Raw genomic sequence first — 17,102 nt, 5'->3', positions numbered from 1 at the left:
TTAAAGTTACATAACCGCTGCATGCTCCACCTGATCAGCAAGGGCACAGGCAGCTTTATCCTGAGCTAAGCCTTTAGCAGCAGCTGTTAGGGATTCGCGTAATTCGGCACTTTCGAGCAAAGAATTAAGCCGCTCGGTAAAGTAAGTACTTTCTAAATCTTTATCACAAATCATAAAAGCAGCCCCCGCATCAACCAAACCGCGAGCATTGGTTGTTTGATGATCAGCAGTTGCCAAAGGATACGGAACCAAAATTGAGGGCTTAGCTAACGCAGCAAGCTCGGCAATAGAAGACGCACCTGCACGAGAAACAACAACATCACAAGCAGCAAGAACTTCGCCCATATCGTTAATATAATCAAGCACATGCCAGCGCTTTTTTTCGTCCTCACTTAAGTTGAGCGCGGCACAGGTTTGCTGATAATCGGCTTTTCCTGTAGCTTGAATAATATAAAGCCCATCATGAGACATAAGTTCGGTTTTGCGCGCCACAATTTGCTCATTGAGATGTTTTGCGCCAAGCGATCCACCAAAAACTACCAAAAGCAGCGCGTCATCGGGAATATGGTAGGTTTGACGTGCAGCCTTACGATCTGCTTGCAAAACACTCAGACGAACTGGGTTTCCCGTTACTACAAGTTGTGTATCTGCACCAACTTTTCCCTTGAACGCTTCAAGAGCCGCTGGAAATGAAACGCAGACACTTTTTGCAGAGCGCGCAGCGAGCTTATTAGCAAGGCCAGCAATGCTGTTTTGCTCGTGAATAATTAACGGAACTGCATGTTTTTTGCACCACGAAACAAGTGCAAGCTCTACATATGCACCAAACCCCACACAAACATCAGGCGTATCATGCTTAAAATATGTAGCTAACACATGCTCTGCCCTATAGATATGCCAAAGCGCACTTGCAAGCGTCCAGGGTTGGCGTCGATTAAATCCGTTTACACGAATAGGAATAAAATCAAAGCCAGCGGCTGGAACCAAGGTAGCCTCAAGCCGTGTAGGTTGTCCAACAAATACAACGCGGTGTCCACGCATGCGCAGCTCTTCGGCAAGAGCAAGAGCAGGATTGATATGTCCTGCAGTACCGCCCGCGGCAAGAGCAACATATAATTTATCTGCCACGTCTATCACTCCTTCGTGATGAATCATTTCTTAGGCGCTCACGCGCGCTAGGTGCAACACTAATGCGCCTAAACCCCCGCGCATTAGTAGTTATATGCATATGTTCGTCGTGCGTATTTTTGTGACCAAATTTTTGTCGGTAAGGTAATTGCTCAACGCGTGCTTGTTCTACCGAAGCATCTTGCGCTCCTGCGCCCAAGAAATTGGGTGCAAGGCTAAGATCGGCACGAGCGCGATCGTGTGCAGTGGTTGGAAGATGCGAAGCTCTGGAAACAGAAAGTACAAGCCCTACCAGCATAAAACTAGAAATAATGGATGAACCACCATAAGAAACAAACGGAATTGGCTTACCAGAAAGCGGGAATAAGCCTAGTACGCCTGTAATATTAAGAAGCGTTTGTATCGCAAACAAAAATGTGCAGGCAATAACAATAAGTTGACCATGTAGATCGGGGGCATGTTCGGCAATTTTAAGACCAGCATACATAATAAGTCCAAAACAACACAAAACAACAAGCGCACCTACAAGGCCTAATTCCTCACCGATAACAGAAAAAATGAAGTCGTTATATGCCATGGGCAAATAGCCATATTTTTGTTTTCCCATACCAACGCCTACACCAAACAGGCCACCGTGCGCAAAAGCATAAAAGCCTTGAATAAGTTGGTATCCAAATTTATCAGGACTTTTCCACGGGTCCAACATACCTAAAAGGCGCAGCCTAGAGTATTCATCCTTAAGGGATAAACCAATAAAAGCCAAAAGACCGCCAATTATAAGCATAAGACACGAACGTCCCGAAATACCTGCATACAATGCAGTGATAATAAATGTACAGCACAAAACAAGTGTGGTGCCTTTGTCGGGCTGAACAAGGATAAGAAGCATAGGGATACCTATACATACAACTAATTGTTTAACGTAGGAGTGAACATTATATTTTTTGTAAGCATAATCTACAGTAAGTCTTACAAAAATTAGGATGAGGACAAATTTTGCAAATTCAGAGGGCTGTAACGTAAAGCCAGCAATTGAAATCCAACGCGATGCACCACCCGAACCGTGACCGATAGCGGGAATAAAAATCATCAAAAGCAGACCGAAAACAATACAAGCAATTGCCGGCAAAAACTGAAAAAGCAAAAGGTGGTAGTCTACACGCGAAATTATATATGCAAACAGAATCGCAATTGCCAAAAAAATCAACTGACGTAGCAGATAAAACGCAGGATTATTACCTTGGACACTATTAGTGAGCGCAACGATAGAAGAGGCAGAAAACACCATGAGAATACCCACAGCCGTTAAAATAGTAACCGCAGTTACAAATAATATACGTGGCTGCATAAAGCGTGCAGGAACACTTCTAAGTTTATCGACAAAGCTCAGATGCGCGTTACGTGCTTGACCTTTCGCTGATGTAATGTTGGCTTGCGAGCGGCGATCAACACGCGTACGCAGGGTTTGCGGGCGCTGTTGAGACTGAAATCGGTCTGCTGCTGCACCTCTTTTAGTGTATGCACGTTTGCGACGCTGAGCGGATTCGTTTTGTCTTTGCACCTTAACTCAATTTCTCGTCATCAGATGTCGCACGCAGTTCGTGGACAAGGTTTTTGAAATAGGTACCACGCTCCTCCATATTGTGAAATTCATCAAATGAAGAGCACGCAGGAGAAAGCAAAACCGTTGTGTGCGGCTTGGCATGCGTAACGGCACAGTCAAATGCGTCTCGTAGATGAGGAACACACTTTACAAATGATAATGGAGCCGAAGCCACAGCGCTCTTACACTTGTCGCATGCACCTTCTCCATCTGAAGCTTGCGCATTTTGTACCGACACAAGCTCATGATAGATACGCTGCCCTGCTTCTCCAAAACATATGGCACCCCTACATTTTCGCACAACTTGATGAACAAGTGAGCTTAAATCGGTTTGTTTATCGTGACCACCTAATAAAACGATGGTTGATCCACATGGAAATGCAGTAAGTGCCTTTTCAACCGAATCGGTATTGGTAGCTTTGGAATCGTTTACAAATGAAACACCATGTATCGTTGCTACATATTCAAGACGATGTTCAAGTGTAGTAAACGTTTGTAAAACCTGACGTATTGCATCAACTGATACACCAATAAATAAGGCAAGCGCAGAGGCTGCAAGCATATTTTGTATATTATGCATACCTTTAAGAGCCGCTTCTGACGCTTTAATAAGAGGCGTGGTAGTGCCATTTAAGCGAACGTAAAGCATCGAATCACTACAGTATGCCGCCTGCAAAGTTTTAGGGTCTTGTGAGGTATCTACACATACAGGACTCAGTCCTCGCTCAACAAGACGACTGTAAATAGCTTTACAATACAGATCATCACGAGAGATTATAGCTAAATCGTCTGTGGTAAGATTTGCAAATATGCGCTCTTTAGCTGCAGCATATGCCTGCATTGATCCATGCCATTCAATGTGATCAGGCGTAATATTAAGTAAAATTGCCGCATGCGGATGAAGCAGTTTTGTTTCGGCAAGCTGAAAGCTTGATAATTCTGCTACAAACCACGTATCAGCTAGATGATGGTCTACTTCGCCCAAACACGCACGACCAATATTACCAACCGCACAAGCTTGCTTATGGTCTGCGCGAATCATATGTTCAATGAGGGTTGTGGTGGTAGTTTTACCATTTGTTCCAGTAATTGCTACCCACTTTTGCGGACGACAACGCCATGCAAACTCAGGCTCACCAATAACCTCACGACAATGTTTGCATGCCGAACTATATAAAGGAGAATAGGGCGGAATCCCCGGTGATGCAATACAGATATCATAGTCTTCTGTTAGATGATCGGACTCAATAATAGTTAGGCCTTGCTGGGTAAGCAGAGCAAGATCTGGTGATACAGACGATTTAGGGTTACCTGTATACAATGTAAGTTTTGAAACACGATCAAAATGTGTGCATAAGTATCTTGCAACCACCAAGCCAGTTTTTCCTGCGCCAAGAATACATACAGAGCCCAATGACTCGGTTTGTTTGGCTTCTAACATGGTTTTTATCCCCTTTGAGTATTAACGAAGCTGAAAATACAGTGCAAATCCTAGCGCGGCAAATGCAGATGAAACGATCCAAAAACGTATAACAACCTTAGTTTCTCCCCAGCCTTTCTTTTCAAAATGGTGATGGAGCGGCGCCATAAGGAAGACGCGTTTTTTGAAAAAATGGAAACTAATAACCTGAATAATAACCGAAATTGCTTCAATAACAAACAGACCACCCATTATAAGAGAAATAACTTCGGTTTTGGTAAGAACTGCCAAAGCTGCAAATGCGCCGCCTAATGCAAGCGAGCCCGTATCGCCCATAAAAATGGAAGCGGGATAACAGTTATGCCATAAAAATCCAATGCAAGCACCTGCAATTGACGCAGAAAAAATGGCCAGATCAATTTCGTTATATAAAAACGCGACCATAGCCATACAAAGCATAACCACAAGAGAACATCCACCTGCCAGTCCGTCAAGGCCATCGGTTAAATTGGTAGCATTTGACATACCAGCCATGAGTAAAAAGACAAATATCAGATAAAGCCATGGAACACTTATAAGCATGCCTTGAATAGTAAACACCGTAGAAAGCACACCCAAATCAAGTGAAAAGTGGCCTGGGAATGAAATAGTAGGTGAAACACCACACAAATTAACTGCGGCAAGACAAAATACAATACAAATTAACACAAGACCGAGCATTTTTTGTGACGCTGTAAGACCAAGTGAGCGTTTATGAGAAACAGACTCGATATCGTCCAAAAAACCTAAAAGACCTGTGGCAAACATTGCGAGCATGGCAAGAGAGGCACGCATTGACCAACCGGAAAGCAAAACCGATGTTATGAGAATGGCGCATAACATTACGACACCGCCCATCGTGGGAGTGCCCTGCTTAATTAAATGACGCTTTGGACCATCAGCCCTGATTTGCTGCCCAAAACCTTCCATACGCATAAGACGTATGAACAAAGGCATGAGACCCGCCGCAATACATGCAGCAATTCCTACTGCCAAAAAAACTTGATAGGTAGGATACATAGGATTTCCTAGCATGAAGCGCTCATCCCCTTTACAAACTTGTCTAACTGCGCACTCCTTGAAGCTTTTACTAAAATAACATCGTCAGAAGTTAAAAGTGGTTTAACTTGTTTAAGTGCCTCGTCGACATCATGGACATACATCATACGATCAGAAGGATACCCCATAGTAGAGGCCGCTTCCATCATTTCTTGTGCGTGATCACTTCCAACAAATACCACCATATCCAGGTTACATGCCGCAACATAAGCTCCAATATAGCCGTGTAGTCGATGTGCATGAGCTCCTAACTCACCCACTTCTCCTAACATAGCAATACGTCTACCTGTACATGTGCATTGTTGAAGCACTTGTAGAGCCTGAGCTATGCTTGCAGGAGCTGCATTATAACTGTCGTCAATAATAAGAGGTAAATGAGGTTTTTTGATCTCTTCCATACGCATATGAACTTGTTTCATATGTAAAAGCGCACAACATGCTTTATCGTAAGATACACCCAATATTTCACAAACGCGAAGTGCAAAACAAGCGTCAATTACGCACGCTTTTCCTGCCTCAGATAGGGTCACTTTTCGCATAAGCCCATCTGAGCAAACAACATGCGCACATGCCTTACCCAGCTCGTTAAGATCTATCTTTGTCACGTGAATAGACGAGGACGATTTCTCGCCTACACAAGAAACTAAAACATCTGCTGGTTGTGCATATGCCTCGGTAATAAAGGTTGTAAAATCGTCTGAATCATGCAAAATAAGCTCTGGTTTAAGCTGACGCGATTGCTGAGAACACATAGGAGCGATAATCTCGGCCTTTGCTTGCGCAATTGCTTTACGTGAACCCAAAAGACCTAGATGACTGGTACCTATATTAGTAATAACAGCAATGGTGGGCTTTGCAACTAAAGCCATACGCGAAATTTCACCTTCATGATTCATGCCCATTTCGGCAACAATAACCTCGGCGTCAGAAGGAGTATTAAGGATAGTTAGCGGAAGTCCAATCAAGTTATTATGATTTGCCTTAGTTCCATAGGTGCGAAAAGTTGTGGAGAGTGTAGCTATAAGCATATCTTTTGTGGTGGTTTTCCCACACGAGCCCGTAACGCCCACAACTGTCCACAAAGGATTTTTCTCTCGCCAAAAAGAGGCAAGCTCCAGCAAAAATTCTTGTGCGTCATCATGAGCCGCGCGCAAAAGCAAACAGTTGTGCTCATGAGCTAACTGTATAAGCTCTTGCGATGCTTCGCATGTGAGCACAACACAAGAAGCGCCTGCGCCAATTGCAGAATCAGCATATAAATTGCCGTCTGTTCTCTCGCCACGAAAAGCAACAAACATGCCTTGAGACACTACATTTCTAGAATCGATCGTAGTGCCACTTATACTTGTAATATCCGCGTGATTACATACATACGCACGCGTGGCTTGTACAATTTCTTCTGTCGTACACGTTAGCATAGTACCTTCTTTAAATGAGACGCACATGAATATGCTTAGTATTCACCTGCGTTTTTACTCTCTACGTTAGTTAATGCAAACATTGCTATGTGTTTACGTAAACCATTTAGTTGTAAGTAAACCCTCTTATATACTAATCAAGTGTTGCTACTTTTGTTCCGAAATATTCAAATCGGTGAGTGCTTCCCTCATAATTTCAGAAAACAGGTATGCCGAAGAAGTGGCAGCCAAATGAGGCGTACCATCTAATCCCACATATAACAGAATCTTTGCAGATTTAGCTGGCGCAAATCCGATAAGAGAACTCGTATAGCTGCCTCGTATGTAACCACCAGTAGGCGATGCTTGTTCACCTGTACCTGTTTTACCCGCAACACTATACCCTGGTACTTGAGCCTTTTTTGCCGTACCGTCGCTCACAACCGTTTGTAGATAATCAATCATAAGATCTGATGTTTCTTTTTTAATAGATGTACCTTTTGCTGGCCAATTTGCTTCCTCACCCGCTGTGCTCATCAAAAAGTGAGGCGTATACAACGTGCCTCCATTTGCAACAGATCCCACCGCTTGAGCCATCTGCACCTGTGGAAATGCAAGCGCTTGACCAAATGCCATAGTTCCAAGCGATGCACCATCGTACTCTACACGTTTCTTTACAAGTCCACCAACTTCGCCAGGATAATCTATACCAGTTTTTTGACCAATTAAAAAGTTATCTAAACCAGCAGCAAAGGTATCAGCTCCTATATAATGTTGAGCCACATAAGATGATCCAACATTAGAAGACCGCCGCAAAATTTCACGAATATCCATATCGGCTGCTACTCGGCGATTATCTTCATCGGTAATGGTATCGGCACCGGATTTTATGGTTGCCGGAATATCAAATACTTGCTGAGGGGATATTTTTTGAGCGTCTAAGCCAATCGACATAGTAAGTATCTTAAAAATGGAACCCGGCTCATAGGTAGATGACACTGGTTTTAGATTAAGCGAGCCTTCGGCAATATCTTCGGCGTTGGTAGGATTAAATAAAGGAGTAGAACACATAGCCAATATTTCGCCATTTTGTGGATCGGTCGCAATAACAGAGCCTGATTTTGCGTGATAATCTTTGACTCCTTGCGCTATGATGTCTTCGGCTTTTTTCTGGATATTAATATCTATTGAAATAACAATATCATTGCCGTGTTGAGCAGGTACTACATGAGGATGATCGCCAGCAATGGGTGTTCCTTGAACACCTGCTTCAAAAATCATCTCACCATCAGTTCCTTTAAGTTTGTCATTATAATAAAGCTCAAGGCCAGACAAGCCGTCACCATCATTACCAACCAAACCTAAAATCTGTCCACCAACATTACCATAAGGGTATTCTCGTTTAATATCGGGAAGTAAAAAGACACCTCCAATTTTTGCATCAGCAAGGCGTGTTTTAATAGTTTTGGCATCTTCATTACTAATTCTTTTTACCACATAAGAAAACGTTGTGTTGGCATTAAGTGAATCAATGTAGTCATCAGCAGAGCCGCCCAAAACATCGGCGATTATGTGTGCAGCTCCGCTTGGATCTTTAACCTGTTGAGGATTACAATAAAGCGTCTTGCATTCGCGACTAATGGCAAGTACATTACCGTTGCGATCATAAATAGTACCGCGACGCGCAAAAAGTTTTACCACATTTGTGCGCTGCGTCTGTGCCATATGAGTTAATTTTTGAGCATCAACTATTTGCAACCAAACAAGACGCGCAACAACGCAACAGGTGAAAAAAGCAAAAATTGCGATCAGCTTAATGGTTGTTCTTGAAAAATAAGCGTAACTATAGGTAGAAGCAGACGCAGAAGAGCGTCTTTCGTCATACGATGCACCTCGTACAAAATCACGTCCGGATCTCATAACATACCTTACATACTAGAAATTAGCCGTGCTAATCTTATCTATATATTCCCATGAAGAAATCAATATAAGAGCAAATTCTATAATACAGGATTGTCTGCAAACACACATAATTCATGGTGAATATTTTGACTATTGTTGAGAACTTTCACTTACATCTGAAGAGGGCTCGGCAATGTTTATGGTATCTACTTTCTCGGGTAGCACCATACCGTAGCTTTGCGTTGCAATTCTTCCAATGCGATTGGAATTAGCCAAAATAGAATGCTCCACTTTGAGTTCACTGTTATGCATTTGTGCTTGTTCAATGGTTGAGGTAAGCACTTTATTGTGTTGAAGTGTAGAAACAGAGGCGCTCAAAAGGGCAACGCGTACAAAACCGATTGCCACAAAAAGCATCACAATGCTTAATACAACTTTTATATTAAAGAGGAATTGCAGACTTACGCCACGACGAACGGAAGCGTCAAGACCCCCACCTTCTACAACTCCAAATGACGGACGGAGCTTAGGCGCCACACGAGCTTGTCGCTCTGGGCTTAAAGCCTCATAATCAAGTGCGACATTGTCTCGGTACCCCATGAAAACCCCTTCTAAATTGTGCTGCACGTAGTGCGTGAGTAGTTCGTTTTTTGTTTGTAGTTCGTTTACTGCTTCGTTTTAAGTTCCTGCAGCACATACCGTAAAGGTCATCTGCATATGCGCATACGCTTGCGCGCACACGCAGGCAATCACCTACTTACAGATATGTTGTGCGCCGTGCTGCGCGCAAAAGCGCACTGCGAGCACGAGGATTGCACTCAACCTCAGAAGGTGTTGCGACAAGCGGTTTTTTCGTAAGAATATCTAATACCGGCTTACGTCCACATACACACACGGGAAAATCGGCAGGACACACGCAACCTTGTGCGTATTCGCTTAAAATGTGTTTTACCAGCTTATCTTCAAGCGAATGATATGCAATAATACAAATTCTTCCGCCTGGATTAAGCCAGCGAATTGCCTGCTTAAGTCCTGTTTCTAGCACGTCAAGCTCATGGTTTACTTCAATACGAAGCGCCTGAAACGTTTTACGTGCCGGATGTTTTCCATGACGTCGTGCCGCAGCAGGAATCGCGCGCTTGACAACTTCAACCAATTCTAAAGTTGTTCGAATGGGCGAAAGTTTGCGCTGCTCTACAATGACGTGAGCAATACGAGCGGCAAACTTTTCATCACCATAGCTTCGTAAAATCCGAGTGAGGTCGGCTTCGTTATAGGTTTGTATGACCTCTGCTGCAGTTAAAGTGTTATTCCTCGGATCCATACGCATATCAAGCGGAGCGTCTTCGTGATACGAAAAGCCCCTTTCGGCTACGTCGAGCTGCGGTGACGAAACACCAAGATCGAACAAGAATGCATCAACGCCTATTACCTGGGCTTGCACTAATAAGTTATCGAGCTGAGAAAAATTTCCCTTCAAAAACTTATACGTTACGCAAGGCGCAAGACGATCCATGCGCTCGGACGCAGCTTTAAGAGCCGCGTCGTCTTGGTCTATACCAAGTGATAAACCATCAGGTGCAACGTGTTGTGCCAAAGCTACCGTGTGACCAGCACCGCCAAGAGTGCAATCACAGACAACATCGCCAGGTTTAAGCGATAACTCCTGTTCTACCTCGGTGAGCATCACGGGAACATGCCGATATTCAGATGTCAAACTGCTCATATCCTTACGACCTAGTCTTCAAACATCAAGCTCTCAAGATTGTCATCAAATGCTTTTGTCTGATCTTCAAATTTGGAAGCATTCCAAATTTCAAAATGATCATCAACGCCTACGATGGCAACCTCGCGCTCGATATTGCATGCACTAAGACGACTTGCATCAAGCTTGCCTAATGCAAGGCGCCCTGCACTGTCTAATTCGACCGTGAGTGTACGCGATAAAAGACCTGCACGTAGAGCGACGTCTTTTCTGTTACGAGGGTTGATTCCTCCAGGAAAAAAACTCTCTATCCACGCGCGATGGCTTTCAGGAGTAAAACCGTAAATGCAATCGTTGAGAGGAACAAGACAAACAGTCTCGCCCAGTTGCTTTCTAAAAGCAGAAGGAAGCATAATGCGTGACTTAGCATCAAGCGTATGCGTGTAGGTGCCAGTCAAATACATTTGATCCTCCTTTCAACCTTTAGAGATAACTCTCCCGCGGATTACGCTTTCAACTATACGCACTTCCTTAACACTTCGCAACACTTTGTTACATTTTTTGACACCTAATTTGATTTTTATGACAAAAACTCATTAAGCCCATCTTAAAGGTGAACTATTTTTGGATATATAGGGGGTACACATGTTTGTAGGTACAATCATTTGGAGATTATGAGAACTCTTGTACTATGTGCGATGAACTTTGTGTGCGTTTTTTATGAACGTACAGCTCAGAGCTATAAATGCTGAGGCATGGGGGTTTTGACTATTTTATCTGAGCACGTGGATGTGCCGCCATATATTCGCTACGAATATGCGTTAAATCAATATGTGTATAAAGTTGCGTTGTAGAAATAGATGCATGTCCTAAGAGCTCTTGAACAATACGCAAATTCATGCCACCTTCAAGCATGTGCGTGGCATAACTGTGGCGCAAGGTATGAGGATGTAAACCTTTAATACCAACGTAACTACCATAGCGCTCTACCAGCGAAAATACCGCCTGACGAGAAATACGAGTGCCGCGCACGCTTAAAAAAACTGCGTCTGTTGTTTTAGGAGAACATGCCAAAAGAGCGCGCCACTTGGTGCAATAATTTTGGTAACTTTCAAGCGCTGTTCCCAAGCATGGAACTAAGCGCTCTTTTGAGCCTTTTCCAAACACGCGCACCAGCTCATCGGAAACCAAAACATCTCCTTGATTAAGACCACACAATTCCGAAACGCGAAGGCCACAGCCATAAAGCATTTCTAATATTGCTTTATCTCGATAAAAACATGCTTGCGGTTTAAGCGAAAGTGCTTTTCGAGCCGTAAGTTTTGGAGCTGGCAGCAGCTGCGGCTTAAAAGGATCGTCTAACAGATGGATAATTTGATCTTGGGTGAGGACATCGGGCAAATGAAACGATTTTTTGGGAAGTTTTAAATTGGTGGTTGGATGATTTTCGCAAATTTGCTCAACAACCATAAATTTATGAAAACCTTTAATTGATGAAACAGCACGTTGAACCGTTGAAGATGACATACCCTCATGGAAAAGATGTGCAATATAGGCTTCTACGATCTCGCGCGTAATATACGCAGGATCATCAATATCATGAGATTGAAGAAACGATAAGTACAACGTTAAATCGTGATCATACGAATGTAGTGTATGCACCGAATAGCCACGCTCAATAAGCACGTAGTTAAGATATTCTTCTTTAATGGTGTCAAAAGTATCCATAGTATCAACTCATACACAAAAGCACGGCAATGAGAACATAAAGCACAAGACGCATAACCTAAAAGCAAACACATGTGCATTGTGCAAAAAAGCTCAAGTGCATACGCACTTGAGCTTTTCGTTTAATTCATGTCGCGAGGAGCTACCACACTTGTACGCTCAACACCTTCGTGACGTGCAATGGACGCACGAACAAACTCTCTAAACAACGGCGCAGGATTAGTTGGACGGCTCTTAAACTCTGGATGTGCCTGACTCGCAACAAACCATGGGTGAATATTTTCGGGCAATTCAACCATTTCTACCAAACGGTCATCAGGCGAAAGACCAGCAATAATAAGGCCAGCATCTACCAGTTGCTTACGATATGCGTTATTGACTTCATAGCGATGACGGTGACGCTCGTATACAAGCTCTTGACCGTATGCCTCACGTGCCAAAGGACCTAATACCTTGCAAGGATAGGTACCTAAACGCATAGTACCACCCTTATCGGTAACTTCTTCCTGCGATGCCATAAGGTCAATAACAGGATGTGAGGTTTGAGGATTAAATTCAGACGAATTTGCATCTTCAAGATGGCAAACGTGGCGAGCGAACTCAGAAACAGCAACTTGTAATCCTAAACAAACTCCCAAGTACGGAATCTTACGTTCGCGCGCAAGTTGAGCAGAAAGAATCTTTCCTTCTACACCACGGCGTCCAAATCCACCAGGAACCAAAATACCATCTGCATCTTCAAAAACTTCGTCGAGATTAGAAGCATCAAGCTCTTCTCCATCGATAAGCGTGATATTAACATGGCGACCAAAATACACGCCCGAATGGTGCAATGCCTCGATAACCGAAAGATATGCATCCGGGAGTTGCGTGTATTTTCCAACTACCTTAATTTCGGTTGTATCTTTATGGGCATTTGCCTTTTCCATGGCACGGGTAAAGTCGTTCCACGCTTCCATATGGCTTTCGCGAACTTCAAGACCTAATTTTTCGCATACTTTTTCGTCAAAGTGTTGTTTTGCTAAATGCATAGGAACTTGATAAATAGACGGACAATCGGAATTTTCAAAAACGCAATCCTCGTCAACGTCACAAAAATGCGCAATCTTAGCACGAATAGCAGTGTTTATCTCGTGATCTCCACGACATACAATTAAATCGGGTTGTACACCCATGGAGCGAAGCTCTTTAACCGAGTGTTGAGTAGGCTTAGTTTTAACCTCGTGAGCAGCGGAAATATAAGGAACCAAACTTACATGAATGACAAGTGTTTGACCTGGTCCTTTTTCTTTTCTAAATTGGCGAATAGCTTCAACAAAAGACTGCCCTTCTATATCACCTATTGTTCCTCCAAGCTCAGTGATAACAACATCAGCCTGAGTTTGCTCTTCGATGCGCTTAAAACGTTCTTTAATCTCGTTAGTAACGTGAGGAATAACCTGAACCGTTCCTCCCAAAAAGTCACCAGCGCGTTCGCGTGATATAAGTGACTGATAAATAACGCCAGTTGTAAAATTGGAATTAGCGGTAAGGTTTTCATCAATGAAACGCTCATAATGCCCGAGGTCAAGGTCAGTTTCTTTGCCGTCTTCGGTAACAAAAACTTCACCGTGCTGAAATGGGCTCATAGTTCCAGGGTCTACATTTAAATACGGATCTGCTTTTTGCATCATCACTTTATAACCGCGTGACTTCAAAAGTCTTCCCAAGGAAGCAGCAGTAATGCCTTTTCCTAATGATGAAACCACACCACCGGTTACAAATATATGCTTTGTCATAATGATTTTTGCCTTCCCGTATCCTGAAATTTACGAATATTATTTCCTACGGGACTTCATATTACAACACACGTAGCATGTAATACACGACATATTTCGTTATACACCGAAGGACTACATTTACTAAGCTATATCTATAGATAGTTTACACCTTTTAACTATGTATGACTTAAAAAGAATAATCATTCATAATACGTACATATGTTCTAGTTTACACAACGCTGATATGCCAGACGAGCAGAGCCATCGGCCACGTACACGGTCCCACAATGTATAAAGCCATGTTTGGCAATTAAATGCTGCATAACAAGATTTTGCGCATGTGTATCAATGCGCAAGTTGTGATAGCGTTGCTCGCAATACTCAACAATTGCATCAAAAACACCATGCACGCGACCATCACTTGCTACACGATGAATGGTAAGATAGGGATCGCTGTTAAGCCATTGCCCGTCGATATGCGCATATACAGATTCGGGTTCCTTTTGAATAGAAAATGCGCCACAAATCATCCCACCTTCTTGCACCACGTGCGCATGATCGAGCTTCATATCAGCCAAAATGAGATCACGTGTTGGATACCTGCGCGCCCATTGCGAAGGATTGCCGTGAGCAATCATAAAATCCTGAGCAGCAGCATACACACGCATAATTTCATCAAGCATCACAGGAGTTGATTTTACAATTTCCATATCTTCACCTCTTATTCAAGTCATACGATGTATAGAAGAGCACTACCATACAAAAAACAATACGGTGGGTTTACACATACCAAACACTTTAAAGCTTTGATCTTTGCCAGCAAAAACGTTTTAATCTTTGTTGTTAGAAGCGTCTTTAATCATTTGACGTGCGTGTTCACACGAAATATCAGACACATCACCCGAAAGCATCCGTGCAATTTCTTGGACGCGCTCCTCATCTTTTACCTCAGTTATCAGCGTTTGTGGGCAATCTGTTCCCACTTTTGATACCACATAATGCTTATCGGCATACACTGCAAGCTGAGCTAGGTGAGTAACCACGATAATTTGATGAACACGCGAAAGCTTTTTAATAAGTCGCGCTAAAGATTGCGCGGTACTTCCTCCAACGCCTGCGTCGACCTCATCAAATACTAAAGTTGATGTATGTTCGCTCTCTTGCAAAACAACTTTGCAAGCAAGCATAACACGAGAAATCTCTCCACCTGAGGCAATTTTTTTAAGGGGGTGCGCCGTCAAGGATTTTCCGCTTTGATACAAAAATTCAACAGAGGTAGCGCTTGTATCATTCCAGAATTTTTCGTCGAGCAATGCAACACGTACCGTAATTTTTGACGAAGCCATAGCAAGTGTAGCAAGTATGTCATTCATGCGTTGCGCAAGCTGAGGCGCGCCCCTCTTTTGCGCGTTAAAAAGCTCTTGAGCTGCAAGAACAAGACGCTCATGAGCAGATTGCACCTCACGTTTAAGTTCGCGAATGTGCTCATCTCCCCTATCGTGAGCAGCAAGGTAGGCGCGTGCATCGTCAACTTTTTGAAAAACATCTTCCATACGCGGGCCATACGAGCGCATAATCTGCTGAAAATTGCGTAAACGCTGTTGCATATCATTGAGAACTTCGGGGTTACACTCAACACCATCAAGATGATGACGAATTTCGTCTGAGATGTCTTCCATTTCTGCAACGCAGGCGGCAAGCCTATCGGCAAGTGGCGCAAGCGTTTCGTCGTAAGCACATGCGCTCGCAAGAGCTTCTTGAGCCGTTGAGGCACTGTCGCGCGCTTTGTCTTCATCGATAAGCTCGCTTCGAGCCGTGTAGAGCGCTTCCATAAGATCTTGAGCGTGTTCTGCGCGTGCACAATCTTGTTGGAGCTGCTCATATTCACCACGCTGAGGATTAAGCTCAGCTACGCGCGCAAGCATAAATTGTAACGCATCAAGTTTTTCTTGCATCTCGCTGGTTTGTGACGTTAACTCGTCTAATTGGTTTGCAAGCTTACTGTATTGAGCATATGCCTCGCGATAGTGCTGTTGTACAGGCAAAATGTTAGAACTTGCCCATTCGTTGAGAATTTGGGCTTGATAGTGAGACTGTAAAAGCTTTTGATGTTCGTGTTGATTGCATATATCAATTGATGGCGCAGCACTCTTTGCTAATCCTGCAAGAGAAACCATATGGTCATTCAGGGTAATTCGACTTCTGCCCGATGTATCAAGCGTACGAACAATAACTATGTCATTATCGGTATTGTTGTCAAAAATCAAACGCGCTTCCACACGTAAATCGGTGCTTCCTTCGCGAATAGAAGCAAAATTTGCACGCTCTCCTGTTATAAGCTTAACTGCGGACAAAAGTGCCGTTTTACCTGCTCCTGTTTCTCCAGTAAGCACAGTAAGACCACAAGCAGGGCGAAGACGTATATCTTTAATTAATGCAAGATTTTGAATATGGAGTTCATCAATCATGGGATGCCTGCCCGTAAAAAACACGAGAAACTGATTGATAAAAGCTTGAAGGCGATGCTTCGAGCAATAAAATATCGCCTTGACCACGCGTTATTTTTGCAGAAAGTGGAGTCAGATTTGCCCCTAAGGGCTGACCGTCTGCAAAAAAGAGACGCTCCACGTTGCGCTCGGTTGAAATAGAAATTTCTACAACATCAGAAGATGCGGTAAGAAATGCACGAGCTAGAATAGTATGAGGCGCAACTGGAACACACAGCATGCCTGTAAACGTAGGCGTTACGATAGGACCTCCAGCGGCAAGCGCATAGCCGGTAGATCCAGTTGCAGTTGCCACTACAAAGCCATCTCCACGAAGCGTATCAATATGATGACCTGATACGTCAACATTAAAAACGATCATGTCGCCTTTACTACCATGACTCAGCGAAAAATCGTTAAGTGCAAAATTATGCAGCTCAATTTCTTGTCCACGCTCATCCAAAAATAGCGAGGTAATTTGCAGCGTTGCACGTCGCGAAACATGAAGCTCGCCTGCAAGCGCACGCTGAACCATTGTTTGCAGCTCATCTGGACCTGCACTGGTTAAAAAACCTAAATGACCATATGAAAGACCCAAAATAGGAATTTCACGATAACCCGTAATTTTTGCCGCACGCAAAAGCGTGCCATCGCCACCTAACGATATAACTAAATCGGTATTATCAACATTAAGAGGAATAACATTGGTTTTCTTCTTATCGGGCGCCCACACAACTTCAATTGATTGTTTTTCAAGAAATTCTGTAAGACGAGAAGCATCTAAAACGGCTTCTTGGCGTGAATAATTAGGGACAATTGCCACCTTAACCATCGCGCACCCTCCTTCTTGATAACGTGATTTATACCGTATAGCC

14 protein-coding genes are annotated in these 17,102 nt (G+C 43.4%); all 14 read right to left on the bottom strand.

All coding sequences use genetic code 11. The features are described 5' to 3' along the window. Positions 1-6: 6 nt before the first annotated feature. On the bottom strand, positions 7-1,128 hold the full coding sequence (murG, locus tag HMPREF0091_RS02345; RefSeq protein WP_010241436.1) for an undecaprenyldiphospho-muramoylpentapeptide beta-N-acetylglucosaminyltransferase: 1,122 nt from the start codon (positions 1,126-1,128) through the stop codon (positions 7-9). Continuing rightward, entirely contained in the window at positions 1,118-2,689 is a 1,572-nt protein-coding gene (locus tag HMPREF0091_RS02340; protein ID WP_006302640.1) for an FtsW/RodA/SpoVE family cell cycle protein, read from the bottom strand. Before HMPREF0091_RS02340 ends, murG begins: the two co-directional genes overlap by 11 nt. A 1-nt stretch (position 2,690) precedes the next feature. Then, complete coding sequence (murD, locus tag HMPREF0091_RS02335) at positions 2,691-4,172, bottom strand: UDP-N-acetylmuramoyl-L-alanine--D-glutamate ligase (RefSeq protein WP_006302639.1); 1,482 nt, start codon at positions 4,170-4,172, stop codon at positions 2,691-2,693. A gap of 21 nt (positions 4,173-4,193) precedes the next feature. Then, the gene (gene mraY, locus HMPREF0091_RS02330; RefSeq protein WP_006302638.1) at positions 4,194-5,225 is read right to left on the bottom strand and encodes a phospho-N-acetylmuramoyl-pentapeptide-transferase; all 1,032 of its coding nucleotides are present in this window, start codon (positions 5,223-5,225) and stop codon (positions 4,194-4,196) included. After that, positions 5,219-6,667 carry a UDP-N-acetylmuramoyl-tripeptide--D-alanyl-D-alanine ligase gene (locus tag HMPREF0091_RS02325; protein WP_010241439.1) on the bottom strand — a complete coding sequence of 483 codons (1,449 nt, stop codon included), beginning with the start codon at positions 6,665-6,667 and terminating at the stop codon, positions 5,219-5,221. The genes mraY and HMPREF0091_RS02325 overlap by 7 nt, the downstream gene beginning before the upstream one ends. A 147-nt stretch (positions 6,668-6,814) precedes the next feature. After that, positions 6,815-8,566 carry a peptidoglycan D,D-transpeptidase FtsI family protein gene (locus tag HMPREF0091_RS02320; protein WP_006302636.1) on the bottom strand — a complete coding sequence of 584 codons (1,752 nt, stop codon included), beginning with the start codon at positions 8,564-8,566 and terminating at the stop codon, positions 6,815-6,817. 132 nt (positions 8,567-8,698) lie between these two features. Beyond that, complete coding sequence (locus HMPREF0091_RS02315) at positions 8,699-9,148, bottom strand: cell division protein FtsL (RefSeq protein ID WP_006302635.1); 450 nt, start codon at positions 9,146-9,148, stop codon at positions 8,699-8,701. 157 nt (positions 9,149-9,305) lie between these two features. Further along, positions 9,306-10,265, bottom strand: a complete 960-nt coding sequence (gene rsmH, locus HMPREF0091_RS02310; protein ID WP_006302634.1) for a 16S rRNA (cytosine(1402)-N(4))-methyltransferase RsmH — start codon at positions 10,263-10,265, stop codon at positions 9,306-9,308. 20 nt (positions 10,266-10,285) lie between these two features. Then, a complete protein-coding gene (locus HMPREF0091_RS02305) occupies positions 10,286-10,717 on the bottom strand; it encodes a division/cell wall cluster transcriptional repressor MraZ (RefSeq protein WP_006302633.1) in 432 nt (143 codons plus the stop codon). 304 nt (positions 10,718-11,021) lie between these two features. Continuing rightward, complete coding sequence (locus HMPREF0091_RS02300; protein ID WP_006302632.1) at positions 11,022-11,981, bottom strand: tyrosine recombinase; 960 nt, start codon at positions 11,979-11,981, stop codon at positions 11,022-11,024. A gap of 122 nt (positions 11,982-12,103) precedes the next feature. Next, positions 12,104-13,759, bottom strand: coding sequence for a CTP synthase (locus HMPREF0091_RS02295; protein WP_006302631.1), 1,656 nt, complete (start codon positions 13,757-13,759; stop codon positions 12,104-12,106). Positions 13,760-13,965: 206 nt separating this feature from the next. Further along, on the bottom strand, positions 13,966-14,451 hold the full coding sequence (locus HMPREF0091_RS02290; protein WP_006302630.1) for an acetyltransferase: 486 nt from the start codon (positions 14,449-14,451) through the stop codon (positions 13,966-13,968). 120 nt (positions 14,452-14,571) lie between these two features. After that, positions 14,572-16,209 carry a DNA repair protein RecN gene (gene recN / locus HMPREF0091_RS02285; protein ID WP_006302629.1) on the bottom strand — a complete coding sequence of 546 codons (1,638 nt, stop codon included), beginning with the start codon at positions 16,207-16,209 and terminating at the stop codon, positions 14,572-14,574. After that, positions 16,202-17,059 (bottom strand): NAD(+)/NADH kinase, encoded by an 858-nt coding sequence (locus HMPREF0091_RS02280; protein ID WP_006302628.1) that lies wholly within the window; start codon positions 17,057-17,059, stop codon positions 16,202-16,204. The genes recN and HMPREF0091_RS02280 overlap by 8 nt, the downstream gene beginning before the upstream one ends. Positions 17,060-17,102 lie beyond the last annotated feature (43 nt).

It is taken from the genome of Fannyhessea vaginae DSM 15829, from assembly GCF_000159235.2.
In the GTDB taxonomy this organism is placed as follows: Bacteria; Actinomycetota; Coriobacteriia; order Coriobacteriales; family Atopobiaceae; genus Fannyhessea; species Fannyhessea vaginae.
The sequence above is the reverse complement of the archived record's forward strand: the minus strand, read 5'-3'. Positions and strand labels throughout refer to the sequence as shown.